Source organism: Variovorax sp. 10N420, from assembly GCF_056394705.1.
In genome coordinates this window covers 208,722-231,149 of sequence record NZ_JBFTIJ010000002.1, presented here as the reverse complement: position 1 = coordinate 231,149, position 22,428 = coordinate 208,722, and the positions used below count along the sequence as shown (strand labels likewise).

The 22,428-nt window shown below is 64.5% G+C and carries 24 protein-coding genes and 2 pseudogenes; 17 read left to right on the top strand and 9 right to left on the bottom strand.

Features of this window, described 5'->3' with window-relative positions; genetic code table 11:
• Positions 1-837: an alpha/beta fold hydrolase gene (locus AC1DEK_RS05585; protein WP_478124223.1), complete on the top strand. Its 837-nt coding sequence runs from the start codon at positions 1-3 to the stop codon at positions 835-837.
• Positions 838-1,244: 407 nt separating this feature from the next.
• Here the strand turns inward: AC1DEK_RS05585 and AC1DEK_RS05580 are convergent, their stop codons facing one another.
• On the bottom strand, positions 1,245-3,506 hold the full coding sequence (locus AC1DEK_RS05580) for a DUF6351 family protein (RefSeq protein ID WP_478124222.1): 2,262 nt from the start codon (positions 3,504-3,506) through the stop codon (positions 1,245-1,247).
• Positions 3,507-3,646: 140 nt separating this feature from the next.
• Here AC1DEK_RS05580 and AC1DEK_RS05575 point away from each other — a divergent pair, with 140 nt between their 5' ends.
• Both AC1DEK_RS05575 and AC1DEK_RS05570 read left to right on the top strand, forming a co-directional pair.
• Complete coding sequence (locus AC1DEK_RS05575; protein ID WP_478124221.1) at positions 3,647-4,354, top strand: Crp/Fnr family transcriptional regulator; 708 nt, start codon at positions 3,647-3,649, stop codon at positions 4,352-4,354.
• Between the two features lie 111 nt (positions 4,355-4,465).
• Positions 4,466-4,717 (top strand): hypothetical protein, encoded by a 252-nt coding sequence (locus tag AC1DEK_RS05570; RefSeq protein WP_478124220.1) that lies wholly within the window; start codon positions 4,466-4,468, stop codon positions 4,715-4,717.
• Between the two features lie 52 nt (positions 4,718-4,769).
• Here AC1DEK_RS05570 and AC1DEK_RS05565 read toward each other — a convergent pair whose 3' ends face one another.
• Both AC1DEK_RS05565 and AC1DEK_RS05560 read right to left on the bottom strand, forming a co-directional pair.
• Complete coding sequence (locus AC1DEK_RS05565; RefSeq protein WP_478124219.1) at positions 4,770-5,015, bottom strand: hypothetical protein; 246 nt, start codon at positions 5,013-5,015, stop codon at positions 4,770-4,772.
• Between the two features lie 71 nt (positions 5,016-5,086).
• A complete protein-coding gene (locus tag AC1DEK_RS05560; protein ID WP_478124218.1) occupies positions 5,087-5,884 on the bottom strand; it encodes an IclR family transcriptional regulator in 798 nt (265 codons plus the stop codon).
• Positions 5,885-6,027: 143 nt separating this feature from the next.
• Here AC1DEK_RS05560 and AC1DEK_RS05555 point away from each other — a divergent pair, with 143 nt between their 5' ends.
• The 7 genes from AC1DEK_RS05555 to AC1DEK_RS05525 are packed head-to-tail and all read left to right on the top strand — an operon-like array spanning position 6,028 to position 11,972.
• Complete coding sequence (locus AC1DEK_RS05555) at positions 6,028-6,645, top strand: Bug family tripartite tricarboxylate transporter substrate binding protein (RefSeq protein WP_478124217.1); 618 nt, start codon at positions 6,028-6,030, stop codon at positions 6,643-6,645.
• A gap of 7 nt (positions 6,646-6,652) precedes the next feature.
• Positions 6,653-7,024 (top strand): Bug family tripartite tricarboxylate transporter substrate binding protein, encoded by a 372-nt coding sequence (locus tag AC1DEK_RS05550; protein ID WP_478124216.1) that lies wholly within the window; start codon positions 6,653-6,655, stop codon positions 7,022-7,024.
• Between the two features lie 3 nt (positions 7,025-7,027).
• Entirely contained in the window at positions 7,028-7,822 is a 795-nt protein-coding gene (locus tag AC1DEK_RS05545) for an SDR family NAD(P)-dependent oxidoreductase (protein ID WP_478124215.1), read from the top strand.
• Positions 7,819-8,976 (top strand): acyl-CoA dehydrogenase family protein, encoded by a 1,158-nt coding sequence (locus AC1DEK_RS05540; protein ID WP_478124214.1) that lies wholly within the window; start codon positions 7,819-7,821, stop codon positions 8,974-8,976. The genes AC1DEK_RS05545 and AC1DEK_RS05540 overlap by 4 nt, the downstream gene beginning before the upstream one ends.
• The gene (locus tag AC1DEK_RS05535; RefSeq protein ID WP_478124213.1) at positions 8,973-9,908 is read left to right on the top strand and encodes an acyl-CoA dehydrogenase family protein; all 936 of its coding nucleotides are present in this window, start codon (positions 8,973-8,975) and stop codon (positions 9,906-9,908) included. The genes AC1DEK_RS05540 and AC1DEK_RS05535 overlap by 4 nt, the downstream gene beginning before the upstream one ends.
• Positions 9,905-11,152 carry a CaiB/BaiF CoA transferase family protein gene (locus tag AC1DEK_RS05530; RefSeq protein WP_478124212.1) on the top strand — a complete coding sequence of 416 codons (1,248 nt, stop codon included), beginning with the start codon at positions 9,905-9,907 and terminating at the stop codon, positions 11,150-11,152. The genes AC1DEK_RS05535 and AC1DEK_RS05530 overlap by 4 nt, the downstream gene beginning before the upstream one ends.
• A 10-nt stretch (positions 11,153-11,162) precedes the next feature.
• Positions 11,163-11,972 (top strand): enoyl-CoA hydratase/isomerase family protein, encoded by an 810-nt coding sequence (locus AC1DEK_RS05525; protein ID WP_478124211.1) that lies wholly within the window; start codon positions 11,163-11,165, stop codon positions 11,970-11,972.
• Positions 11,973-12,105: 133 nt separating this feature from the next.
• Here AC1DEK_RS05525 and AC1DEK_RS05520 read toward each other — a convergent pair whose 3' ends face one another.
• Positions 12,106-12,645: a cupin domain-containing protein gene (locus tag AC1DEK_RS05520; protein ID WP_478124696.1), complete on the bottom strand. Its 540-nt coding sequence runs from the start codon at positions 12,643-12,645 to the stop codon at positions 12,106-12,108.
• A gap of 172 nt (positions 12,646-12,817) precedes the next feature.
• Here AC1DEK_RS05520 and pdxR point away from each other — a divergent pair, with 172 nt between their 5' ends.
• Positions 12,818-14,245 (top strand): MocR-like pyridoxine biosynthesis transcription factor PdxR, encoded by a 1,428-nt coding sequence (gene pdxR, locus AC1DEK_RS05515; protein WP_478124210.1) that lies wholly within the window; start codon positions 12,818-12,820, stop codon positions 14,243-14,245.
• A 9-nt stretch (positions 14,246-14,254) separates the two neighbouring features.
• Here pdxR and AC1DEK_RS05510 read toward each other — a convergent pair whose 3' ends face one another.
• Positions 14,255-14,473: an oxidoreductase C-terminal domain-containing protein gene (locus AC1DEK_RS05510; protein ID WP_478124209.1), complete on the bottom strand. Its 219-nt coding sequence runs from the start codon at positions 14,471-14,473 to the stop codon at positions 14,255-14,257.
• On the opposite strand from AC1DEK_RS05510, the gene AC1DEK_RS05505 reads away from it, so the two are divergent.
• Together AC1DEK_RS05505 and AC1DEK_RS05500 are read left to right on the top strand one after the other, a co-directional pair.
• Positions 14,387-14,857: an ABC transporter permease subunit gene (locus AC1DEK_RS05505; RefSeq protein WP_478124208.1), complete on the top strand. Its 471-nt coding sequence runs from the start codon at positions 14,387-14,389 to the stop codon at positions 14,855-14,857. The two genes, AC1DEK_RS05510 and AC1DEK_RS05505, sit on opposite strands and share 87 nt — an antisense overlap.
• A gap of 66 nt (positions 14,858-14,923) precedes the next feature.
• Positions 14,924-15,184: pseudogene (locus tag AC1DEK_RS05500) on the top strand (SDR family NAD(P)-dependent oxidoreductase); the annotation flags it as partial.
• A 21-nt stretch (positions 15,185-15,205) separates the two neighbouring features.
• On the opposite strand, the gene AC1DEK_RS05495 reads toward AC1DEK_RS05500, so the two are convergent.
• The 4 genes and pseudogenes from AC1DEK_RS05495 to AC1DEK_RS05480 form a co-directional block, all read right to left on the bottom strand.
• Positions 15,206-16,162 (bottom strand): AraC family transcriptional regulator, encoded by a 957-nt coding sequence (locus AC1DEK_RS05495; RefSeq protein WP_478124207.1) that lies wholly within the window; start codon positions 16,160-16,162, stop codon positions 15,206-15,208.
• Between the two features lie 24 nt (positions 16,163-16,186).
• Positions 16,187-17,104, bottom strand: coding sequence for an NADP-dependent oxidoreductase (locus AC1DEK_RS05490; protein ID WP_478124206.1), 918 nt, complete (start codon positions 17,102-17,104; stop codon positions 16,187-16,189).
• A gap of 90 nt (positions 17,105-17,194) precedes the next feature.
• Positions 17,195-17,731: pseudogene (locus AC1DEK_RS05485) on the bottom strand (carboxymuconolactone decarboxylase family protein); the annotation flags it as partial.
• Between the two features lie 57 nt (positions 17,732-17,788).
• On the bottom strand, positions 17,789-18,484 hold the full coding sequence (locus AC1DEK_RS05480) for a nitroreductase family protein (RefSeq protein WP_478124205.1): 696 nt from the start codon (positions 18,482-18,484) through the stop codon (positions 17,789-17,791).
• A 366-nt stretch (positions 18,485-18,850) separates the two neighbouring features.
• Between AC1DEK_RS05480 and AC1DEK_RS05475 the strand changes: the two genes are divergently transcribed.
• The 4 genes from AC1DEK_RS05475 to AC1DEK_RS05460 all read left to right on the top strand — a co-directional run bounded on the left by AC1DEK_RS05475 (position 18,851) and on the right by AC1DEK_RS05460 (position 22,418).
• Positions 18,851-19,459, top strand: coding sequence for a TetR/AcrR family transcriptional regulator (locus AC1DEK_RS05475; RefSeq protein ID WP_478124695.1), 609 nt, complete (start codon positions 18,851-18,853; stop codon positions 19,457-19,459).
• An 82-nt stretch (positions 19,460-19,541) separates the two neighbouring features.
• Positions 19,542-20,354, top strand: coding sequence for an oxidoreductase (locus AC1DEK_RS05470; RefSeq protein ID WP_478124204.1), 813 nt, complete (start codon positions 19,542-19,544; stop codon positions 20,352-20,354).
• Positions 20,355-20,407: 53 nt separating this feature from the next.
• Positions 20,408-21,394, top strand: a complete 987-nt coding sequence (acuI, locus tag AC1DEK_RS05465; RefSeq protein ID WP_478124694.1) for an acrylyl-CoA reductase (NADPH) — start codon at positions 20,408-20,410, stop codon at positions 21,392-21,394.
• Between the two features lie 22 nt (positions 21,395-21,416).
• Complete coding sequence (locus AC1DEK_RS05460) at positions 21,417-22,418, top strand: NADP-dependent oxidoreductase (RefSeq protein WP_478124203.1); 1,002 nt, start codon at positions 21,417-21,419, stop codon at positions 22,416-22,418.
• Positions 22,419-22,428: the final 10 nt, after the last annotated feature.

The window sequence follows — 22,428 nt, the reverse complement described above, 5'->3', positions numbered from 1 at the left end:
ATGCCCGTGACCCACCGCATTCCCGGCGCACCGTCGCTGGCCGTCGACCTCGCGGGCCAAGGCCCGTTCGCTCTGTTCATGCACGGCATAGGCGGCAATCGAAGCAACTGGCGTGCGCAGCTGCCGGCCTTTGCGCCGCACTTCGCCTGCGCCGCCTGGGATGCGCGCGGCTATGGCGGCAGCGAGGACTACGAGGGGGCGCTGGACTTCGACGATTTCGTCGGCGATGTGCTGCGCGTGCTCGATCACTTCGGCGTCGAGCGGGCGCACCTCGTCGGCCTGTCCATGGGCGGGCGCATCGCGATGCGCACCGCGCTGCTGCATCCGGAGCGCATCGCGACGCTCACGCTGCTCGACACGCACGAGGGCTTCGAAGCCTTCACGCCGGCGCAGCGCCAAGCTTTCGTCGACAGCCGGCGTGCGCCGCTCCTTGCCGGCAAGGAGCCGGCCGACATCGCCGATGAGGTGGCGCGATCGCTGGTCGGGCCGAAGGCGACGCCCGCGCAACTGCAGCAACTGGTGGACAGCATCGCCACGCTGCACAAGGCGTCGTACATCAAGTCGCTGCAGGCCACCGTCGACCAAGTGGTGCTCGGTGATATTTCGCGGGTCGCGGCGCCGGCCCACTTCGTGGTCGGTGCGGACGACCGCCTGACGCCACCGGCCATGCATCACGAGATGGCAGCCAAGATGGGTGGCGCGCCGGTCAGCGTCCTGCTGGACGCCGGGCACCTGAGCAATATCGAGAACGCAGCGGCGTTCAATAGGGCAGCGATCGAATGGCTCATGTCGCGCGCTTCATTGGGCTCCGTGCCCGAACGCTGGCCGCTGAATTGAGCGCGATCAACCACGCCAGGCAGGTAGTGTCTTGCAGCGGTCGCCCCGGGGGCAGGCGGCTAAACAGGCGGCAGTGCCTTGTGCAAGATCGAAACTACGCGCCTAGCGAGCGTCGCAGGCGGCCTTGAGCCCACACATGAGCACATCCACGAGTGGTTGCTTGGGGTTACCGGGGCTTTCGGCCAAGCCGATGCGTCGCGATCCGCGACCAGAATGTGAAGATGGCGGAGGCTTCCATCGATGGCACCCCGAATGCGGTGGCGCTCGGGCTCGAAGAAGTCCGCGAGTGCGGGGCAGATTTGTCCGGCACGAGCGACGTCTCACAAGCTCCTCCAGCTGCTCCAATCGCACGAAAGGTGTCACGCGCTTCCTCCGAGCCATCGAAGTGCGTTCTCGCCTATACCCGCTCAGTGCATGGGCAACCGCAGATAGGTCCCCTTCAGAGGGAGCTGTCCTGCGCTCGGCTTGCTCCAGTCACACACTCCGTCCGGGAAGATGCCGTTCAGCCGCGCCTTGTCGGCATCGCTGAACGTCACCATATAGTCAGCCATGTTCACCGGCTTGAGCTGGCACTTGAGCACGTCGTTCGTCAGCGGCGAGCCTGCCACGATGCGCGGCGTGCTGAAGCGCGGGTAGATCGCGTTGCACTGCGCGGCCGGGTCCTGGGAGGCCACCTCGTCGATGCGCGTGTTGCCCTTGTCCCAGCAAGCATCCTTTGCGCCGACGGGTTTGTTGCGCACTACCTTGTCGATGGAAGCGGGCGCTGAGTCTGCGGCGACGCTGTCTAGCCAAGCATTGAGCAGGTCGATCGAGTTACCCATCATGGTGTACAGGTTCGAGGTCGATCCCAGCGTCCAGATGATCTGGTTGTCGCTGCGGCCGTTCGCGCGCTGCAGGCGGGCACGGATGATGAGGTCTTGCATCGTGTCGTGGATGTCGCCCACCGAGTCGGCGTTGTTTCGCTGCGTAATGATCGGAATGTTCGCCAGGCCGGGACCACTGAAGCTGTTCTTGAAGCCTCCGGAATAGGTTGCTTCGAGTGCACCCGCTTCGGCCTGCGTTCGCGCTGCCTGCGTGTTGCCGTCGCGGTCGTAGCCGCCCACATGCTCATTGAGGTCCAGGAACTCGTGCACCGTGATCGCGTTCCTGTTGAGCGCGGCCAGACCGTATTGCACGCCGACGTTGTCGATGGGGCGGCGCGCCTCTTGTGTTCCTGGGCGCGTGCCCAGCAGGTTGACGTTGGTCTGGAATAAATCACAGCGAATCCCGCTGGGGTTGGTGGTGCGGTTGAACACGTTGGCCTGGTTGGCCGGCTCGAGGAAGCCGCAGCCTGCCGCGTTGTCCGATTTGATGATGCTGGCGAAGGAGAGATCCCACGCAGTGCAGGTGTTGGTGTTGAATCCGTTTACCGCGTTTTGCTTCTCGGTCGTCCAGGTTGACTGATCCGACTTGTAGACGTTGTTGAGCAAGCGGCACTCCATCACCTCTGGCATGAGCGTCTCGGGGAAGGAGACGATCGGCTGGATGCCGTCAAGCAGGCCCGGGTAGAGCTGCGCGACCAGGTACTGCTGGATGGCGCCGCCGGAACCACCGGAACCGGCGGTCCACTTCGGCACTTCGCCGAACTCCTCGATCACGTGCTCCTTGATCATCATGAGCGTCTCGCCCTGCAGGTGCGGGTTGGCGTGCTGGTTGTTCCACATCTCGGTCGAGTTCACGAAGGCAAAGCCGCGCGAGAGGAACACATGGCCTAGGTCGCCGAGGATCGTTCCGATCGCATGCACGCCCTGGTTGTACTGGGCCGAGCCGCAGCAATCGAAGTAGGCGACGAGCTTCTTGTTCCAGCCCGCTCCGGGCTTCCAAGTGGACGGGGCGTCCTTGTCGGGGTTGTCTAGCACCGCGAGCCGGTAGACGCCCCGGTTGATGGTGCCGGACTCCACGCGCACGATGTACGGCACGGTATGGCCGTCGTTGGTGGTTGTGCTCGCCAGATCCGCGGGGCGCGGTCCGGTCGGATCGGTCAGCGGCGAGAAGGCACCGCCCGTGGTGCGGTAATACCAGACCACCTGCGTCGTTGCCGAGCAGTTGTCGTCCAGTGCCGCGCCCAGGCCGTTCTGCACCGTACGGCATTCGTAGGGCGAGATATGCGGCCCCGAGAGGATCGGCCCGGCGATCGGATAGTTGATCAGCTTGAGCTCGGTGCGCTGCGTGGCGTCGTCGACGTTGACCGCCACCACGAGGTTGCTGCTGCCGGTGGCGGAGCCTGCGTCTTCCGTGAGGCCCGTGACCAGCCCGCGCAGCGTGCGTGCGCCCTCGTCGCGCGTGCGAAGCTGCGACGTCACGTTCTTGCCGTTCAGGCTCACCCGCACCTTGTCGAGCGCCATGCCCTCCGGCGCGCGCACCTGCAGCAGCGTGTCGCCGCCGCTGACCATGTCGGGATACGAGGAGAGTGTCTTGATCTCGAAGGCCGCCGGCGTGGTGGACGGCGGGGTGCCGCCGTTGCTGCCGACGCCGGGGGAGGCGGGCGGCATCGCCGGGCTGTCGGAGCTACCTCCGCAGCCGGCGAGCAGGAATGCGCTCGCCAGGGCGAGGGACGCTGCAGAGGCGGCGGCGCGCGACAAGGGAAGCGGAGAAACCCGCTTGCGCGGGCCGTTTCGGGTTGTGAACATAGGTGTCTCCTGCGTGGTTGTAGATGTCCCGAGAGCCTAGGTTCGGGTGAGCAGCCGTTGGGTCTTTGCGACGACAGATGAGACACGAATTGCCACGGGTAATCCCTAACGCCCAACAGGCACTGCCAAGCCTTGAAGGCATGGTGAGGCGCTCTCGCTGGGCATCATCACTTTCTCTTGACGACCTCGAGCACGTGCTGGGCAGCATGCAGGAGCGTCAGCACCCGCGCGGCGCCTGCATCGCCGGCGCAGGTCAGCTGGTCGAGCACTGGATGGCGCTGATCGACGGCTTCGCGAAAATGTCGGTGGCATCCGAGGATGGGCGCGTGTCGACGCTTACCGGCGTAGGGTCCGGCGTGTGGTTCGGCGAAGGGTCGCTCTTCAAGCACGAGGCGCGCCGCTACGATGTGTTCGCGCTGCGGCCCACGCGCGTCGCGCTGATGCCGCGGCGCACCTTCGACTGGCTGCGTGAGACGAGCGTGCCTTTCAATCACTACCTGCAGGACCTGCTCAATGCGCGCCTGAGCCTATTCGTCGGTGCGCTGGCGCACGAGCGGCTGCTCGACACCGATGCGCGGGTGGCCAACTGCCTGGCCAGCCTCTTCAATGCCGACCTTTACCCCGACGCGCCGCGCGTCTTGCAGGTCGGGCAGATCGAAGTCGGCCTGCTCGCCAACGTTTCACGGCAGCGAGTGAACGTGGCGTTGCAGCGGCTCCAGGCGCTGGGGCTGATCCGGATCGAAAAGGGCGGACTCACGGTGATGGACCTGGCGGGGTTGCGCAACTACCGGGCCTCATCTCGGCGCGAGGTACCGCCTGCCGACGATCCATCCGCGCGGCGCGCGTAGATGCCGGTCTGGCGTGGTCCGCCGATGGGAGTAAGGGCATTCAAAACAACGCCCTCTTGCGAATGCTGCACACTCCACGCTTCCTCATCGCCTGAAAGGCACTTCATGTCCATGACCATTTTGCAGGCGATCGAGCGTCTCAAGGAGATTCCTAACGATCTCGACATTCGCGGCCGACTCGAGGCCTTCGAACTGTGCGCCCTCAACCACAAGGGTCGACCTGGCGACATCAGCATGGTCAAGTCCGCGCTATGGCAAGGGCAACTGCGCATCGACGCCGACACCCTGAAAGTCATACAGGCCATCGCGACCGAATCTGAGAATTCACAGAATTCGTTGGCGCTGGAACGGGCCAGAGCTTGAGACTGAACGCCTGCGCGCTCCGCGTTCGGTCCCATCTTGGCCGAAGGCTTTGCTACGAGATGTGGAAGCGGCCGATGGCGTCGCGCTGCGCATTCGAGATCGCAGCAAACGCATCGTCGATGCCGCAGTCGCCCGTGTGAATGACGAGGGAATCGGACCAGTTCTTTCCAGCGTGATCGGCCTTGGCCAGTTTGTACTGAACGCTCACCTTGAGGCCCGTGCAGCCGGAGGTCCTGCGAGCTTTGTCGGTGATCCATTCGCTCAATTCCTCGAGCGTGACCGGGTGAGTTGTTGCCATTGGGTCCTTGTGTGTGGATGCATTGTCGCTCCGCCACGCCGACCTCAACGCTGGCGTGGCATCGACGCGATTTAGCGCGTCTCCTTACCCGTGCCGCTCGATTTGAGCCCGTTGCTCATCTCTTGGGCCAACACGCGCTTCCACTCCTCGATGATCGATTCCGTGACAACGGATGCGTGGGCAGCAATGCTCAGCGCCAAGTGCGGCGCAGCGCTTGCGCTGGGCACGGCGGTGCCCATGCCGAAGCCGTCGGTCACCACCGTTCCCTGGCTCAAAGCGAAGCCCGTCTGGCGCGCCATGCGCACTGCACTGCGCACGCTGTTGGGGTTCAAGCGCGGGTAGGGCCTCAGGCCGGGTGCGATGAGTTCGATGATCTGCTCGCAGTGCTCCTTGTCCAGAGCCGCCAGCAACGCGGTGGCGCCAGCGCCCACGCCGAGCAGGCGGCGCTGGCCCACTTCCACCGGCACGAAGCGCATCAGTGCCTGACTGTCCGCCCTGGCGAGACACACTGCTTCAACACCACTGCGACGCATCAGGTAGGCCGTGGCGCCCGTTCGGCGGGAAATCGCGCCTAGCACGGGTCGCCAGTGCGCCACCTCGAGCACGCTGGCCGTTGGTGCCAGGCTCAGCTCATAGACCAGCTCGCCCAACCGATAGCGCTTGTCCTGCTCCGGCGCGCAGGCCAGCCGTTCCTCGATGAGGCAGCGCAGGATGCGGTGCGCGGTGGAGCGGGCCAGCGTGCAGTCGCGCGCCACCTCCGTCAGCGTGGCTCCCTCTGCGCCGGCTTTGCCAAGCGCGCGCAGCACTGCCGCGGCCCGGCGTATGGCTTGAGTCCCGCTGGTCGCGGCTGATTCGGAGGAGGTGTCCATCATATGGAACGTGTGATGCCGTGATTTCCCTTGGCAACGGATGAATGTGCTGGATGTACTCCCGCACATGAGCCAAATTCGATGCTTGAGTATCCCACGATGTGGATAAATCACCTTCCCCAATCAGCAAAAGGAGCACGATCATGGGCCGATCTTTTTCCAGTTCGCCTTCCCGTCGCCGACGCAGTCTTGTGCTGGGCGCCACGGGCGCCGCACTGACCGGCATCACTTCATGGCCAGCCGCGGCGCAGGGGACCTATCCGGACAAGCCCGTGCGCATCGTCGTGCCGTTCGGTGCCGGCGGCTCCGACTCGCTTGCCCGCGCGCTCGGCGAAAGGCTCGGCGTCCAACTCAAGCAGGCCGTGATCGTCGAGAACAAGCCAGGCGCGGCGGCGCTCGTCGGCACTGAGTACGCGGCCGCACAGCCCGCCGACGGCTACACGATCCTGTTCCTCGGTGGCGGCAGCCGGACGCCAGTATTGGTCAAGGACTTGAAGTTCAACCTGCTGCGATCCATGCGGCCCATCGTTTGCGTAGCGCGCGGCGGCATGACGCTGATGGTTCCGGGCACGCTGCCGGTGAACAACTTCCGAGAGTTCGTCGACTACGCCAAGAAGAACCCTGACAAGACCAACTTCAGCTACACCGCGGGCAGCATCCTGTTGGCAGGCGAGATGCTGAAGTCGCGCGCGGGCTTTCAAGCGACGCCGATCCCGTACAAGGGGTCCACGCAGGTTGCTACCGCGCCTGATTTCCGGTGAAATACAGATGGGTATCGACGTGCCGCTGTTCTACGTGGGCATGATCAAAGAAGGTCGCATCAAGGCACTGGCGCACGGAGCTTCCGAACGCTCTCCCTCTCTGCCGGACGTTCCTACATTGGCAGAAGTCGGAGTGCCCGACCTCACCTTCGCTTTCTCGTTTGGATTCTGGGCGCCGGCCACCACGCCCGAGCTCATCGTCAAGCGGCTCAATGCCGCGTTCAACGAAGTGCTGAAGGATCCAGACATTCGCGCCCGCCTCGCGCAAGCCGGCGTGATACCCGTCGGCGGCGCGCCGGAGGCCCATTCCGCCCAAGTGGCAGCCGAGCAGCAGATGTGGGCGCAAGCGGCTTCCGCGATCGGCTACAAGCCGGAATAACGCATGTTTTCCTTGTCAGGCAAGACGGTCGTTGTCACAGGGGGCGGGCGCGGCATTGGTCGAGGCATCTCACTCGCAGTGGCGCGCTGCGGCGCCAACGTCGTGGTGAGCGGCCGGTCAAAGAAAGCGTTGGCTGCCACGCAAGCCGAGTTGCCGAACCTGGGCGTGCAGGCGCACGCCGTGGCAGCCGACGTCACGCGAGCCGAAGACATTGCGCGCATCGTCGCCGAAGCGCAGCACCGGTTCGGTGCCATCGACGGCTGGGTCAACAATGCCGGGAGCGCAGCCCCGGACGACATCGGCCCGCTGCTGGACGTGCGCGAAGACCAATGGGACCGCGTCGTCGACTTGAACCTGAAGTGGACTTTCTTCGCGGCGCAGGCCGCCGCTCGTGCCATGCAGCACGGCGGCTCCATCGTGAACATCACATCCCGCAGCGCATCACATCCCAATCCCAACACCGGTCACTACGGAGCGGCCAAAGCTGCCGTCGAAAACCTCACGCTCACCATGGCCGCCGAGTGGGGCCACTTGGGCATCCGCGTCAATGCCGTGGCGCCGGGGGTCGTGATGACCGAAGAACTGGCGAAAGTGTTCAACACCGAAGCTCGCATCCGCCGCCAGGTGGAAACGGTGCCGTTGCAGCGCTTGGGAACGCCCGATGACATCGGCCCGCTCTGTGCCTACCTGCTGTCGGACGAGGCGTCATGGACGACCGGTGCCTTGATCGCGGTCAATGGCGGCAGTCCCGTCCCCATGGGCTATCTGAGCTACCTGCACAAGGTAAACAACGCATGAATTTCGAATGGACCACTGAACAGCGGGCCCTGCGCGATCGTGTGCGCACGCTGCTGGCGCGCGAACTGCCGCCCGACTGGGAACACATCAGCCGCCATGGCCCCGGGTCCCCGGCGCAAACGGCTTTCTCGCTGGACTTTTGCCCGAAACTTGCAGCCGAGGGACTGCTGGTGCCGCACTGGCCGGTGGAGCATGGCGGGCGCGGTGCGCCGGCCTGGGAGCACTTCATCCTCGGCGAGGAACTGTTCGCCGCGGGAGAGCCGCGGGGACCGCAATACATGAACGTCAACTTCATCGGCGCCACGCTGATGAAGTACGGAACGCCGCAGCAGCAGGCCCGATACCTGCCGGACATGGCTGCGGGTCGCGCGGTGTGGTGCCAGGGATTTTCAGAACCCTCGGCGGGATCCGATCTGGCCTCGCTCGCCACGCGCGCCGTTCAGCGCGGAGACGAGTACCTGATCAATGGCAGCAAGGTGTGGACGTCCTATGCCGGCATGGCGCAGACGTGCTTCCTGCTGGCGCGAACCGGGGCGGGCAAGGGTGGCATCGCGATCTTCCTCGTGCCGATGGACACGCCTGGCATCACTGTGCGCGCGATCCCGTCGCTGATCGGTCACGGCGACATCCACGAAGTCTTCTTCGACGACGTGGTGGTGCCTGCCACGGCGCGCCTCGGCGAGGAAGGCCAAGCCTGGGCCATCATCGGCTATGCACTGTCTCTCGAGCGTGTGGGACTGGCGCGCTATGCGTTCTCCCGCCGCGTACTGGACCGCATAGTCTGCGATCTCCAGGCGCGAGGCCAGTTCGCCGACACCAGCGTACGTGCGCAGGCGGCGCAGGCGCTCGCCGCATGTGAGGCGGCGCGCCTTCTCGTTTACCGGGTGGTGGACGAGCGCGCCCGCGGACTGCCGCCCAGCGCCGTATCCAATCTGGCCCGCGTGGCTGTGGTGAAGGCCGACCATGCGGTGTCGGACTTCGCGCTCGCATATTTCGGCGACGCGCTGTGCGGCGACAGCTGGCCGCTCGTGCTGGCCCACCATGAACGCGCTATTGACGCTGGCATCGCCTCAGGCGCCGCGGAAATCCAGCTCAACCTCGTCGCGCAGGCGTGGCTGCAGTTGCCGCGCGAACCCCTTCTGGAACGCACATGAACCTGGAATTCAACCCCGACCAACTCGCGCTGCTCGATGCCGTCGAGCGTATCGCGACGGCCTACGAGGCACGTTCGGTGCTTGGTGCCAAGCACTTCGAGTACTCCACATCGCTGCAGGACGACCTGGACGCCGCTGGCATCTTCGAGGCCGCAGCCGTTGAGGAGCTCGGCGCTGTCGCTGCCGTGGCCATGATCCACCGCTTGGCAAAGCTGCCTCAGTGCGTGGAGCTTGTTGCGGCGGCGCTGGTGTTGCCGCTGCTCGCCCCGGAGCTGCCCCGCCCTTGCGCCGTGTTCTGGGGCCGCCGTGACGGACCCGTGCGCTGGCTGCCTGGCGCACGCACGGTGCTGTGCGTGCGCGGCGACATCGTCGAAACCGCAATGCTGACGGATGCCGACGTTGCGAATTTGGACAGCCCTTTTGGCTATCCCGTGGGACGCGTGATCGAACCAAACGCGCTCACGTGGCGCCAGCTCGACCTGGATGCGGCCGAACTGCGACGGCTGTGGCGATTGGGCGTAGCGATCGAACTGACTGGCTGCCTCGAGGCTGCCCTGAACGCGGTGGTAACTCATGTGCGCGACCGTCGCCAGTTCGGACGCCCGCTGGGTGCGTTCCAGGCCGTCCAGCACCGGCTGGCCGCTGCGGCGGTGCAGGTGGAGGCTGGTCGGTGGCTTGCGCTGCAGGCGGCACACAGCGGGTGCGACGCCGACGCCGCCTGCGCGCTGGCGCACGCACAGGATTGCACGCCTGCCATCACCTACGACCTGCACCAGTTCATGGGGGCCATGGGGGCCATGGGCCTGACGCTCGAGCATCGGCTGCACAGATGGACCACGCGGGCGAAGATGCTGCGGGCTGACATGGGCGGCGCACAGGCGCAGCAGCTTGCGCTGGCGGCCGCTGTCTGGGACCTGGAGGCAACAGCATGAACGACACCAACACCAGGCTGCCGCTCGCAGGCGTCAAGGTCCTCGATTTGAGCCGCATCCTGGCTGCACCGTTGGCCGCGCAGACCCTGGCGGACCTCGGGGCCGAAGTCATCAAGGTCGAGCGGCCTGGGACCGGGGACGAGGCACGTCGATGGGGGCCTCCGTTCTTGAAGGACCAAGACGGCAACGACACGCGCGAGTCGCCCATGTACCTGTCGGCCAACCGCAACAAGCAGTCGATCACGATCGACATCGCATGCGCAGAAGGGCAGGACCTGGTGCGCCGTCTGGCAGCGCGATCCGATGTGTTGCTCGAGAACTTCAAAGTCGGCGATCTGGCCCGGTACAAGCTGGACCACGTCTCACTGCGCGCACTGAACCCGCGGCTCATTTACTGCTCGGTCACCGGCTTCGGCCAGACTGGCCCCAAGAGTCACCTCCCGGGCTACGACACTGTGTTCCAGGCGATGAGCGGCATGATGAGCGTGACTGGCCTGCCTGACGGCGTTCCCGGAGGCGGTCCCATGAAGACCGGCCCCAGCCTGGCCGACTTCATCGCCGGGCAGTACGCTGCCTCGGGCGTGCTGGCGGCGTTGTACGAGCGTGACGGCCCCAATGGCACGGGCACGGGCCGGCACATCGACATCGCACTGCTGGACTGCACCATCGCCGCTCAGACGCATTCGGTCATGACCTATCTTGCGGCCGGCGTGGTGCCGCCGCGCCGCGGCACCGAAGGCAATGGCGGCCTGCCTTCGCAAGCGTTCGAATGCGCTGATGGCGGCATCATCGTCATCTGCGGCAGCGAGGCGCAGTACAGGGCGTTCTGCGACGTGCTGCGCCAGCCGCAATTGGCCGACGACGCTCGCTTCGTCACCAACTCGCAGCGGCTGGGGCACCGCCGCGAACTGGCCGAAGTGTTCAATGCGCTCACCCGGCAATGGCCGGCGCGCGAGCTGTTGATGGCGCTGGAGGCCGCGGGCATCCCCAGCGGCCCGATCAATCGCTACCCGGAAGTGTTCGCCGACCCGCAGGTCGTGCATCGCGGCGTGACCCAGCGCGTACCGCATCCAACCGCGGGAGAAGTGACGCTGTGTGTCAACCCGATCCGCTTCACCGGAATGCAACCGCCACCATCCAAGGCGCCGCCCACTATCGGCGAGCACACCGACGGCATCCTGCGCGACGTGCTGGGGCTGGAACCCGTCGCGATCGCATCGCTGCATGAGCGGCGCATCGTCTGAGGAAAGCCCGATGATGGACGACTACGAGACCATTCTTTGCGACGCGACTGACGACGGCGTCGCGACGCTCACGCTGAACCGCCCCGCGTCATTGAACGCCATCAGTCGGCTGATGGCCGACGAAATGACAGATGCATTGGCGCGCCTTGCGGCCGAGGCGAGCTTGCGCGTGCTGATCCTTCGCGGCGCAGGCGACGCCTTCTGCGCGGGCGGTGACGTCCGCGACATGGCGAGCCAGGGCACCCGCAGTTCGACTGAAGCACTGGACGACATGTCGCGGTACCGCCGAATGACGCTCGCGTTGCATGGCTTTCAACGGCCAGTTATCGCCGCCGTGGACGGTGTGGCCTTTGGCGCCGGGATGAGCCTCGCCTTGCTGGCCGATCTGGTTCTGTTGAGTGATCGCGCAAGGCTCTGCCTGGTTTTCCAGCGGGTGGGCCTGATCCCCGACTGCGCCGCTCTGTATACCTTGCCTCGTCTGGTGGGCCTGCAGCAAGCCAAGGCCCTTGCGCTCTCAGCACGTGAAATCGGCGCGATCGAAGCGCAAGCCATGGGTCTGGCACTGGAAGTGTTGCCTTGGCAGGACCTTCTTGCGCGAGCGAACCAGCTCGCCACCGCGCTCGCCAAGGGCTCTCCGACCGCACTTTCGCTCACAAAGCAGGCACTGGACGCGTCGCTCCAAAGTGACTTGCCAACAATGCTGGCGATGGAAGCAGCCGCGCAAGCAGTCGCTTTGACAAGCGAAGACCATCGGACGGCGGTGCGCGCATTTGTACGAAAAGAAGGAAAGCGGTACGTCTGGCCAGCGCGATCCAATTGACGCTGAACCGATGTCAGTTGCAACTCGTCGCCCGACTGCAAATCTCTTCGCCCAGCGGGCCCCAAAACCCCCAGGGATCAGTGCGTGTGCCGATCCTGGGCATGCGCAGGCCGGTCTGATCAAGCCGGTCTGATCAGGGCGGCAGAACCAGCGGGCCGCAGTTTTCGTCAGTGACGAAGGTCGCGAGAAGCTTCGCCGGGTGCACCGGATCGGGGTTCTCGGCGAACAGATGCAGCGCACCAGGCGGCTCGAAGAACGTCTCGCCAAATCGATAGTCGCCCGCTGGCGTGCCGGCCAATTGCGAGCGGATCGTTCCTTCGAGAATGACCGCAGTCACCGACCCGGGATGACGGTGCGCCGGCGAGTAGGCCAGCGGCGGAAAGTCGACGAGCAGCGTGGTGATGGACTTGCCGGGCACATTCGGCAGCGGCTCGCATGAGAGCACCTTGGGCGAGGTCGCAGGGCGGGCTGCGGCGGCGGAGCCTGCAGGGGCGGGGGCCGAGGCGAACATCGGCCGGCTCACGGTGCTGCACAGGTCGGCAAACCAATCCGCTGCTTCCTTCTTGCCACCGTGCGGCAGCAGTGCCCAAACAGTGGCAAGCACCAGCGTGCCGGCCATCGCGGAGACGATTTTCTGGCGGCTGGCAGGCAGCATGCCTCGAATTGCGTTCATGGTTGCGTCTCCGCGCAGTCCCTTCATTGCACCACCCGGCACGAATATGCTGACGTCCATCACGTTGATCTCCTTTTCGCCGAAGGCTGCGGAATACAGCGCCCGATAACTTCGAGACTAGGTCCGAAATGCCTCATGTCATTGGGCCAAGAAAGGAGAAAATGACTGGGCCATGCCCGCACTGCCCGCACTCGACCGCGATACCTCGATGCCATTGCATCGGCAGATTTATCGCCGATTTCGCACTGCGATCGACGAGGGTGTACTGAAGCCTGGAGACCGCGTCGCGTCCGCCCGGGCCCTGGCGAGCGAGCTGGATGTTGCGCGTGGCACGGTCGAGATGGCCTACAGCCAGCTCTCGGGCGAGGGCTACTTCACCGCCCGCGGACCCGCGGGAACCGTGGTCTCGCCCGCATTGCCGCTGCGCCGCTCGCCGCGCCCGACGTCCGCGTCCGGCACTGCAAGAGTCTCGGCGTCGCCTTTGGCGAGCATCACCGGGGCGACGGAGCCGCTTCCGCTCCAGATGGGGGTGCCGGCCTTCGACGTGTTCCCGCGCAAGCTCTGGGCCAGGCTGGCCGCAAGGCGTATCCGGGCCACCAGCGTGGCAGAAATGAACTATGGAGATCCCGCGGGACACCTGCCTCTGCGCGAAGCGATCGCAGCCTATGTGGGCGTCTCTCGGGGCGTCTCCTGCAGCGCTGAGCAAGTGTTCGTGACGCCGGGCTACCGCAGTTCCCTTGCGATTGCCGCACGGGTTCTCCTGAAGCGCGGCGCCCGGGTGTGGGTCGAAGACCCGGGCTACCTCCCGACGATCCAGGTGTTGCGCGAAGCGGGAATGCGCCCCGCGTGGGTGGCGGTCGATGTTGAAGGGCTTCGGGTGGACCTGGGCCGTCGCAAGGCTCCTGATGCGCGCATGGCAGTCATCACGCCGTCGCATCAGGCGCCGCTGGGCGTCTCGATGTCGCTGCCGCGCCGACTGGAACTGCTCGATTGGGCCTCGCAGGCGCACGGCTGGATCGTGGAGGATGACTATGACGGTGAGTACCGCTACGCGGGCCCGCCGCTGCCCGCGCTGAAGAGCCTCGATGGCAATGACCGCGTTGTCTATGCCGGCAGCTTCTCCAAAGTTCTGTATCCGGGCTTGGCATTGGGCTACCTCGTGGTGCCGGAGCGCCAATGCGAGGCCTTTGCGGCGGCGGCGCGGGCCACTTCGAACGGGTGTCCTCAGCTGATGCAAGCGATCGCCGCGGACTTCATGCGCGAAGGTCACTTCGCGCGGCACCTCAAGAAGATGCGGCTGCTCTATGCACGCCGCCGCGAGCTGCTCGCGGTCGCGTTGCAGCAGATCTTCGGCGAGGAAGTCGACGTGGCGTTGCAGGGGGGCGGCATGCATCTCATTGCGCGTTTCGCCGATGCAAGTCCGGGCGATGTCGAACTCGCCCGACGTGCACAAGCGGCGGGGCTCTACGCGCAGGCGCTCTCCGAGCGGGGCAGCGCGGCATTGCGCGACCAGGGGCTGCTCCTGGGCTTCACGAACGTCGCCTCGCAAGCGCAGGCACGCCGCATCGCGAAGCGGCTGCAATCAGCCCTCGCTCCCTGATTCGCGACTTCAGAAATGAAAACCTTCCGCGGCGAGCTCGGCTCTGTGCAGCGACGCTTGTTCGGTCAGCAGCTTGCGCAATCGACGGATCTCCCGGGGCCGGTTGATGCCGACTGCGCCCACCACCTCATCGCTGCGCAGGTGGACGAAGAGCCGGTCGTTTGCGCCCGGCAGGGTCGCAAGCACGGCATCGCTGCGGGTCGGAGCGCCCAGCACCTGCAGGTTCACGCCGTACTGGTCCGCGCGGCTCTCAACCCTCTGTCAAGCTCGCTTTCCGGTGTCGATGTGAATCGCGTCCTGATGATCGGCTGGGGCGTCGCTGGCGCGATCGGCGCCGTCGCGGGCCTATTGGCGGCGCCTGTCGTCTTCCTCAGCCCCAACATGATGAGCGGGATCATGATCTACGGCTTTGCCGCGGCCGTCGTGGGCGGTGTGGACAGTCCTCCAGGGGCCATCCTCGGCGGACTGCTGCTGGGAATCGGAGAGAACTTGCTCGGCGCCTACGTGACCGGCAACGAACTCAAGCTGACGATCGCGCTTGCCGTCATGTTCGCGATCCTCGTCGTGCGTCCGCAGGGCCTGCTGAGCGGAAAGGCCATCCAACGTGTTTGAAACGATAAAGCATTGCGCGCGCCGGTCGGCGCGTCATTGATGGCCCCGCAGCATGCCTGCCATGGTGTGGGCCTGCGCTCGCACTACATCGCAAGCCGCTGCGCCGCGCCTAAGATGGTGGCGCGCCGGCAGGGACTCATCGTCAACACTTCATCAGGGGGCGCCGTGAGATACACGTTCAACGTGCCCTTCGGCGTGCAGAAAGCGGGCGTCGACAAGATGGCCAAGGACATGGCGCACGACCTGAAGCCTTTCGGCGTCGCCTCCCTCGAGTATGGATTCACCGACATCGACGGGCGGATGCCGGCGAAACCTTCGCGCACCTGATTGACTGAGAAGTGAGCGCCACTATTGCCCCACACGCGCCGAACGGCGCCATTGCCCGGGCGTCATTCCCATCCATTCGGCAAACGCACGCCGGAATGCTGCCTCGGATTGATACCCTACGGACTCGCCGACTGCCGCGGTTGCGATCCCCGGCTTTGTCAACGCGTTGGCGGCCAGACTCATGCGGATATCGGTCAGCAGTTCGATGGCCGAGCGCCCTAGCTTGTCCTGAAAGTGCCGCATAAAGGTGGCGCGAGACATGCTGCACAAGTCAGCCAACTCAGGCAGCTTCCAGGGGCGTGCTGGATCTGCAAATAAGGCTGAAATGGCCGGCGCCATGCGTGGGTGACCGGCCAATGCCAATAAGCCCGCCGGGGCATGCTCGGATTCGCTCGCTGCGCGCAGCACAAGCGTGAACAGCGCCGAGGAGAGCGCGTTCAGCACTGCATTCGCGCCCAGTTTGCTGCTGGTGGTCTCCAGCCGCATCAGGCCCATCAGACCGGTCAGGTGCTGTGAAGCGGAGGTGAAGCATTCGTCGGTATTGCTGTCCGACGCCCGTATGACGACATTCGTGGGCAGGTAATTGCGAATCAAGCGATCATGCGGTTGCCCGATGAAGAACCTCCCGCACAACAGATCCAGACGCTCGCCCGCGCCATCGTTCTCGCTGAGCATCCAACCTCCCGAATCTCGGCGATTTTGTGTGGGCGCCGGGGCTGCTCCACTGCCATCGTCCAGCACGTGCTCCGAGCCGTGAGGCAGCAGCACAACGTCTCCGCCCACCAGTTCCGTGAACGTCTCCATCTTCGAATCTTTGAGAATGGCCCGGCCCTTCAGCACGACGTGGTAGGGAATCTCGTCTGCCGCGGCCTGCGGCCAGGAGACGCGCCAAGGGGCGCCGTAAGCGCAGCGGACCTCCAGCCGGCCTGTGACGGTGATCATTTGCAGGAGCTGGCTCAACCAGTCGACTTGGGACATTGGAATTGAGGTGAAAGTGCCTTGTCACGGACGAATCCGGATGACCGTCTTCCCATTGATCCTCTCGGTGCTGTTGAAGGCGGCGACAGCATTTTCGAGAGGCACGACTCTGGCGATGTGCGTGCGCAGTCGTCCATCCCGCACCCGCCGGACGATCTCAGTGAGTTGTGCGCAGTCGGACTCAACAACGAAGTCGACGGCCAGGCCGTCAGTGGGCCGCGCTTCTGAGGGCCCTACCGCGGAGACCAACGTTCCTCCTGCTCGCACCAGGCGCGCGGACCGTTTCCCGATCTCGCCACCAATGAGATCGAACACCAGATCCACTCCGCCGACGTTTTCGAGGACATCGTTGTCGAGGTCGACGAACTCGTTCGCGCCGAAATCGAGAGCAGCCTGACGGTCAGCGGCGCGTCCGGTACCGACGACGTAGGCGCCGAACTCACGCGCGAGTTGTGTCACGATTGACCCAACAGCGCCCGCAGCGCCGTGGGCGAGTACCGTTTGGCCAGCACGAAGACGGCCATGATCGAACGGTCCCTGCCACGCAGTGAGACCCGAGATTGGCAGGCTGGCGCCCACGGCAAAGTCGACGTCACCTGAAAAGGGCGCCAGATTGCGGGCCTCGACCGCCGCATACTCCGCCAGGGTACCGTCGCGATACCAGTCGGTGATGCCCAATACCCGCTGGCCTACCGAGAGTCTCGTCGTGCCGTAGCCGAGAGCGGTGACCACTCCGGCGAACTCGTGTCCCGGGATGGCCGGTGTTCGGCTGCGGCTGACGCGATCCGTCCAAGTCGAAGGCCACGCTAACTCAGTGCCGACGAATCCCGACGCATAAACCTGAACGACGACATCGTTGATCGCGGGCACTGGGTCGGGGCGCTCCACCAGCTTCATCCCGGCTTTTCCGGCAGCCTGGTCCGTAACAACAATCGCTTTCATGAGAGCTCTCCTTTTTTAACTTGCCTGGTCAGCGTCGACGGCGGTGACTGCGAAGGCGACCAGGCCTTTCGACACGGGCTCAGAGCGCGCCGCCGGGGCAACGGCGGGAAAGTCCTTCTCAGGATCGAACACGTTGTTGAAGAAGTTCGTCAGTGAATACATGGCCACGAGCGCGACGATTTCGATGACGTGCGCATCCGTGTAGCCAGCATCGTGAACGGCTTGCAGATCGACATCACTGACTTTGCCGCGGTTCTCGATGACTTTGCGTGCGAATCGGACAGCGGCGTGCCGCTTCGGATCGGTGGCATACCCCAGCCGAGCGAGCTTAATTTCGTCGGCGGACATCTTAGCCATCCGCTCGGCCGTAAAGCTGTGAACCGCGAGGCAGTAGTCGCACCCGTTCACTTCCGAGACCGCAAGGCCGATGCTGTCGCGCGTCTTCACGTCCAGCACCTTGCTCAGCGAGCCGAGCAGTGTGGCCCATGAGTTGAACGCGATCGGGCTCAGCGCGAAGGTCGCCATCATGTTTGGGGTGAAGCCGATGTTCTTGGTGAACATGTCGAGGGTCGGCCTCGACTCTGCCGGCACTTGTTGCGGAGTGGGCGTGGGTAGCGTTCTGGACATCGTAGGCTCCTTAGGGTTTCAATGGTTCGAAAATTGGGGGCAAGGGTCTGTGCGTGTCTATACGAGATCCAGCACGTCGGCGACCGGGCGGCGCGGCTTTTGCGGCCAATTTCCCGCGCGCTCCGCTCCGACGGTCACCAACATGACCGGCACTTCGTTCTCGGCCAGCGCGAACTCGCGGACCAGCTCTTCGGCGTCGAAGCCGATCATGGGCGTCGAGCCAAGGCCCCAAGACCGGGCCACGTACATGAGTGCCGTCGCGGCGATGGCGCCAGTGCGCACCGCCTCGTCTCGCTGCTGCTGCGGGTCCTCGGCATACAGGCTATGAGCGGGGCTCTCCCATTCCGGCACCATCGTCGCCGGCATGATGCCCGCCTGCACCAACGGTGCCAGGCGCTGCGGAATCACGCTGGCATCGGCCAACTGACCGCAGATGATGAAGGTGACTGCAGCGTCTGTGATCGGCGGTTGATTCCAAGCAATCGGGCGCAACCGAGCTTTGGCTTCGGGCGTGCGCACGGCGATGAAGCGCCAGTTCTGCAAGTGGAAGGACGTCGGCGCGGTGGTGGTGATACGCACCAGCTCACCGATTTGTTCGTCGCTCAACGTGGCGTCCGGGTCGTAGTACTTGGCGGCGCTACGGCTGAGAATGTTTTCGACGACGGGATTGATCGCAGGGATCCCGTCCTGTACCAGTGCGCGGACGTTCGGGGTGGCACCGCTGGCAGATTTGATCGCAGGAATATCACTCATGATTCGGCCTCTTCAAAATAGGAGCCGCAACTTTAAAACCGGAGAATGCAAACTACGATACTCGTTTGGGTCATTGTTATGCTCCAAAGGATCACTGGCCAACGAGACTCGAAGCTCTCCTGATTGAAGAAAATCGCGGTCCTGTCGGCGACAAAATCGCCCAGGACACGGAGCAGGGCACGTGCTCGCAACGTCGAAGTGATGTGGCTCACAGGGCGGCTTGCACCGGACTTCAAGACCATTGCGGATTCAGACGCAGCAATGGCGCAGGCATCCGCAACGTGTGTCGACGCTTCATCGCTAGAAGAGCGCAAGCAAGGACGGTGTCGCCCAAAACATCACCAGCACGGATTTCCTGAATTGCGTATGATGTGCGTCATGCGACATCCGAAACGCACCAAACACACCGTCAGAACGGCCGCCAAGGACGCCTCACACGAGCGGATCGTGTCCGCCGCCGCCCGGGCGATCCGCCGCAGTGGCTACGACGGAACCGGAGTCGCCGACATCATGAAAGAGGCTGGCCTGACCCATGGCGCCTTCTATGCCCACTTCGCCTCGCGGGAGGCCATGCTGGCGGAAGCAGCGGAGCGGGCCTGTACGGAGTCGGCCGCCGTGGCGGCAGAGGCGGCTGCCAGCGTGCCCCCGGAACAGGCCTTGACCTACATGCTCCACGCCTATCTCTCGCGAGAGAACCTGGAGCAGGTGGAGCGGGGATGCCCGCTGGCTGCGTTGGGCTCGGAGACCGCGCGCCAAGCGCCCGAAGTCCGGCGCGTGACCACTCGATACATCAAGGAAATGGTCGACCTTGTTGCCCGTCAATCGCCGGATTGGGGGCAGGCCCACGCCCACGAACGCGCCCTTGTGACCGTCGCCACCATGGTCGGCACTTTGCTATTGGCTCGCGTCGTTGACGAGCCTGCGTTATCTGACAACCTGCGCGAGGCTGCCTTGAAGCACCTGCCCATCGCCTGACGCCACCGAAACCCGTCGCTTCTTCGCTCGCTTGAAAATATGATGACGATCATATGAATATCAAATCCTGAAGGGAAACAGCATGAACACGAAAAGCAAGGTGGCCCTCGTGACTGGGGCCTCGTCTGGCATCGGCGCAGCCATCGCGCATCGGCTGTCAAAGGCTGGCTACAAGGTATACGGCACCAGCCGGCGCGGTGGACAGGCGGGCCAGCGAGCCTTCGAGATGCTGCCACTCGATGTGACCCAGGACACGTCGGTCGATGCTGTGGTCCAGCAGTTGCTCCAGTCAGAGGGCCGCATCGATCTGCTGGTCAACAACGCCGGCTTTGGAGTCGCGCCAGGCGGCGCGGAGGAGAGTTCGATTGCGCAGGCCCAAGCCATCTTCGACACCAACTTTTTCGGCATGGTGCGGATGATCCGGTCCGTCGTACCTCATATGCGTCGCCAGGCGAGCGGTCGCATCATCAACATCGGCTCCGTGGTGGGGTTCCTGCCCGCACCTTATATGGCGCTGTACTCCGCCACCAAACACGCGGTCGCCGGCTATTCGGAATCGCTGGACCATGAACTGCGCACGCAGGGCATTCGCGTCTCAGTGGTGGAACCTCCCTATATCAACACGCCGTTCGAAGCGAATTCGATCCAGCCCGACAAACCGCTCGACATGTACCGCGAAATTCGCGCGGGCATGGAGCAGCGGCTCAAGGAGGGAATCGCGGGCGCAGACGGACCTGAGGCGGTGGCCGACATCGTGTTGAAGGCAGCCACGGCCGCGCAACCCAAGACCCACTACGCCCCCGGCGTGGCCAGCCGCCTGCGCCTGCTGCGCAGGTTTGCGCCCGCCAGCGTGCTCGACGCCAGGGTGCGCAAAGACCTTCGGCTCGACGCATAGGCGGCCCGCCGCTTCGCGGGCAACTCCAAGTAACACTCCATTGAAAGAAGATGATGACCTTCCAAGCACTGCTCGCCAGCAAGACAGGCGACAAGATCACCACCAGCGTGGTCTCCCTGAGTGAACCGGACCTCATGCCAGGGGACGTGGTGGTCGACGTCGACTACTCCACCGTGAACTACAAGGACGCGATGGCCATTACCGGTCGCGCGCCGGTCATTCGCCAGTTTCCTTTGATTCCCGGCATCGACTTCGCCGGCACAGTCAAGACTTCTTCCTACCCCGGCATCGCTGCCGGCGACCGCGTGGTCGCCAATGGCTGGGGCTTGAGCCAAACTCATCACGGTGGCTATGCACAGCAGGCGCGCGTGAAGGGTGAGTGGCTGGTCAAGCTCCCAGCGGCCTTGTCGACCAGAGATGCGATGGCCATCGGAACGGCGGGGTATACGGCGATGCTGTCTGTGCTTGCGCTTGAACACGGCGGGCTCACGCCCCAGCATGGCGACGTTCTCGTGACGGGCGCCAATGGCGGGGTCGGTTCCATCGCCATCGCCTTGCTGTCGGGTCTCGGTTACCGGGTCATTGCCTCCACGGGGCGACTGGAGGAAAGCGACTATCTGCGCAACCTGGGGGCAGCCGACATCATCGATCGCCGAACGCTTTCGGAGCCGGCGGCACCGATAGCCAGCGAAAGGTGGGCTGGCGCCGTCGACTCGGTCGGCAGCCACACGCTGGCCAACGTGCTGGCACAGACAAAGTATCGAGGCGTGGTCACCGCTTGCGGCCTGGCCCAGGGCACCGATCTTCCGGCCTCGGTGCTGCCTTTCATCTTGCGCAATGTGACGCTGGCCGGCATCGATTCGGTCAACGCCCCCCAACACGTGCGCATCGAGGCTTGGTCACGGCTGGCGCGAGACATGGACTTGGAAAAACTCGCGCGAACGACACAGGTCGTTGGCCTTGCCGAGGTGCCCGCCGTCGTCGAGCGATTGTTCGCAGGAAAAGTCCAGGGCCGTACGGTTGTCGACGTCAACGCATGAGTACGCAGGAACACGGAAAGATATGAAGGCACTTACCTTCAAACGCTATGGCAAATCTCCCGAGATCGGGATTGCCGAAGTTCCCCGCCCGACGCTGAAGCCCGACCAACTGCTGGTCCAGGTCCACGCCGCGGGCGTGAACCCGATCGATAACGTCGTCCCGACTGGAGTATTCAAAGCTGTCCTGCGGTTCGAGCTTCCGGCGACGCTGGGCAGCGATTTGGCCGGTGTGGTGACGGAGGTCGGCAGTCGCGTGACCCGATTCAAGCCTGGCGATGCCGTCTTCGCCAGCATTTTCGACCTGGGTACGGGCTCGATCGCCGAGTTCGCTGTGGTGCCGGAGAGCGCTGCCGCGCTGAAGCCGGCCAATCTGGACTTCGTGCAGGCGGCCTCGATCCCGATGGTCGGGCTCACCTCATGGCAAGCGCTGAAGGAACGCGCCAATCTTCGGGCCGGGCAAAAGGTGTTCATCCCGGCGGGCTCTGGTGGTATTGGCACCTTTGCGATTCAGCTGGCAAAGCACCTCGGCGCCGAGGTGGGAACGACCACCAGCACGGGCAACGTCGAACTGGTGCGCGGCCTTGGCGCAGACGAGGTGGTCGACTACAAGAAGCAGGAGTTCGAGAACGTGCTGCACGGCTACGACGCAGTGCTTGGCACGGTCAGGGGCGACGTGTTGGAAAAAGCCGTCGACATCCTCAAGCCGCGCGGCGCGATGGTCTCTCTGGTCGGGCCGCTGGACGCGGCATTCGCTCGCGCTCGAAGGCTGAATTTCGTCCTGACGTTCGTCTTCGCGATGATGAGCCGAAAGATCAAGCGCCTCGCGAAAAGGCGCGGCTTCACCTACTCATTCCTCTTTGTGCGCCCGAACGGCAATCAACTCGCCGATATCGGTGAACTCCTCGAGGCCGAGCGCATCCGGCCGGTGATCGACAAGGTATTTCCGTTCGAGCAAGCCAAGGAAGCACTTGAATACCTCGCGCAGGGACGTTCCAGGGGCAAGGTCGTCGTCAAGATGAGATAGAGGCGGTCGG

Coding starts and splice junctions, on each gene's coding strand:
- AC1DEK_RS05530 (WP_478124212.1), top strand. CDS start 9,905: ATGAACGACACCAACACCAGGCTGCCGCTCGCAGGCGTCAAGGTCCTC.
- AC1DEK_RS05520 (WP_478124696.1), bottom strand. CDS start 12,645: ATGAACGCAATTCGAGGCATGCTGCCTGCCAGCCGCCAGAAAATCGTC.
- AC1DEK_RS05540 (WP_478124214.1), top strand. CDS start 7,819: ATGAATTTCGAATGGACCACTGAACAGCGGGCCCTGCGCGATCGTGTG.
- AC1DEK_RS05555 (WP_478124217.1), top strand. CDS start 6,028: ATGGGCCGATCTTTTTCCAGTTCGCCTTCCCGTCGCCGACGCAGTCTT.
- AC1DEK_RS05480 (WP_478124205.1), bottom strand. CDS start 18,484: ATGAGTGATATTCCTGCGATCAAATCTGCCAGCGGTGCCACCCCGAAC.
- AC1DEK_RS05535 (WP_478124213.1), top strand. CDS start 8,973: ATGAACCTGGAATTCAACCCCGACCAACTCGCGCTGCTCGATGCCGTC.
- pdxR (WP_478124210.1), top strand. CDS start 12,818: ATGCCCGCACTGCCCGCACTCGACCGCGATACCTCGATGCCATTGCAT.
- AC1DEK_RS05470 (WP_478124204.1), top strand. CDS start 19,542: ATGAACACGAAAAGCAAGGTGGCCCTCGTGACTGGGGCCTCGTCTGGC.
- AC1DEK_RS05495 (WP_478124207.1), bottom strand. CDS start 16,162: ATGTCCCAAGTCGACTGGTTGAGCCAGCTCCTGCAAATGATCACCGTC.
- AC1DEK_RS05525 (WP_478124211.1), top strand. CDS start 11,163: ATGATGGACGACTACGAGACCATTCTTTGCGACGCGACTGACGACGGC.
- AC1DEK_RS05460 (WP_478124203.1), top strand. CDS start 21,417: ATGAAGGCACTTACCTTCAAACGCTATGGCAAATCTCCCGAGATCGGG.
- acuI (WP_478124694.1), top strand. CDS start 20,408: ATGACCTTCCAAGCACTGCTCGCCAGCAAGACAGGCGACAAGATCACC.
- AC1DEK_RS05585 (WP_478124223.1), top strand. CDS start 1: ATGCCCGTGACCCACCGCATTCCCGGCGCACCGTCGCTGGCCGTCGAC.
- AC1DEK_RS05560 (WP_478124218.1), bottom strand. CDS start 5,884: ATGGACACCTCCTCCGAATCAGCCGCGACCAGCGGGACTCAAGCCATA.
- AC1DEK_RS05545 (WP_478124215.1), top strand. CDS start 7,028: ATGTTTTCCTTGTCAGGCAAGACGGTCGTTGTCACAGGGGGCGGGCGC.
- AC1DEK_RS05565 (WP_478124219.1), bottom strand. CDS start 5,015: ATGGCAACAACTCACCCGGTCACGCTCGAGGAATTGAGCGAATGGATC.
- AC1DEK_RS05550 (WP_478124216.1), top strand. CDS start 6,653: ATGGGTATCGACGTGCCGCTGTTCTACGTGGGCATGATCAAAGAAGGT.
- AC1DEK_RS05575 (WP_478124221.1), top strand. CDS start 3,647: ATGGTGAGGCGCTCTCGCTGGGCATCATCACTTTCTCTTGACGACCTC.
- AC1DEK_RS05580 (WP_478124222.1), bottom strand. CDS start 3,506: ATGTTCACAACCCGAAACGGCCCGCGCAAGCGGGTTTCTCCGCTTCCC.
- AC1DEK_RS05475 (WP_478124695.1), top strand. CDS start 18,851: ATGATGTGCGTCATGCGACATCCGAAACGCACCAAACACACCGTCAGA.
- AC1DEK_RS05490 (WP_478124206.1), bottom strand. CDS start 17,104: ATGAAAGCGATTGTTGTTACGGACCAGGCTGCCGGAAAAGCCGGGATG.
- AC1DEK_RS05570 (WP_478124220.1), top strand. CDS start 4,466: ATGACCATTTTGCAGGCGATCGAGCGTCTCAAGGAGATTCCTAACGAT.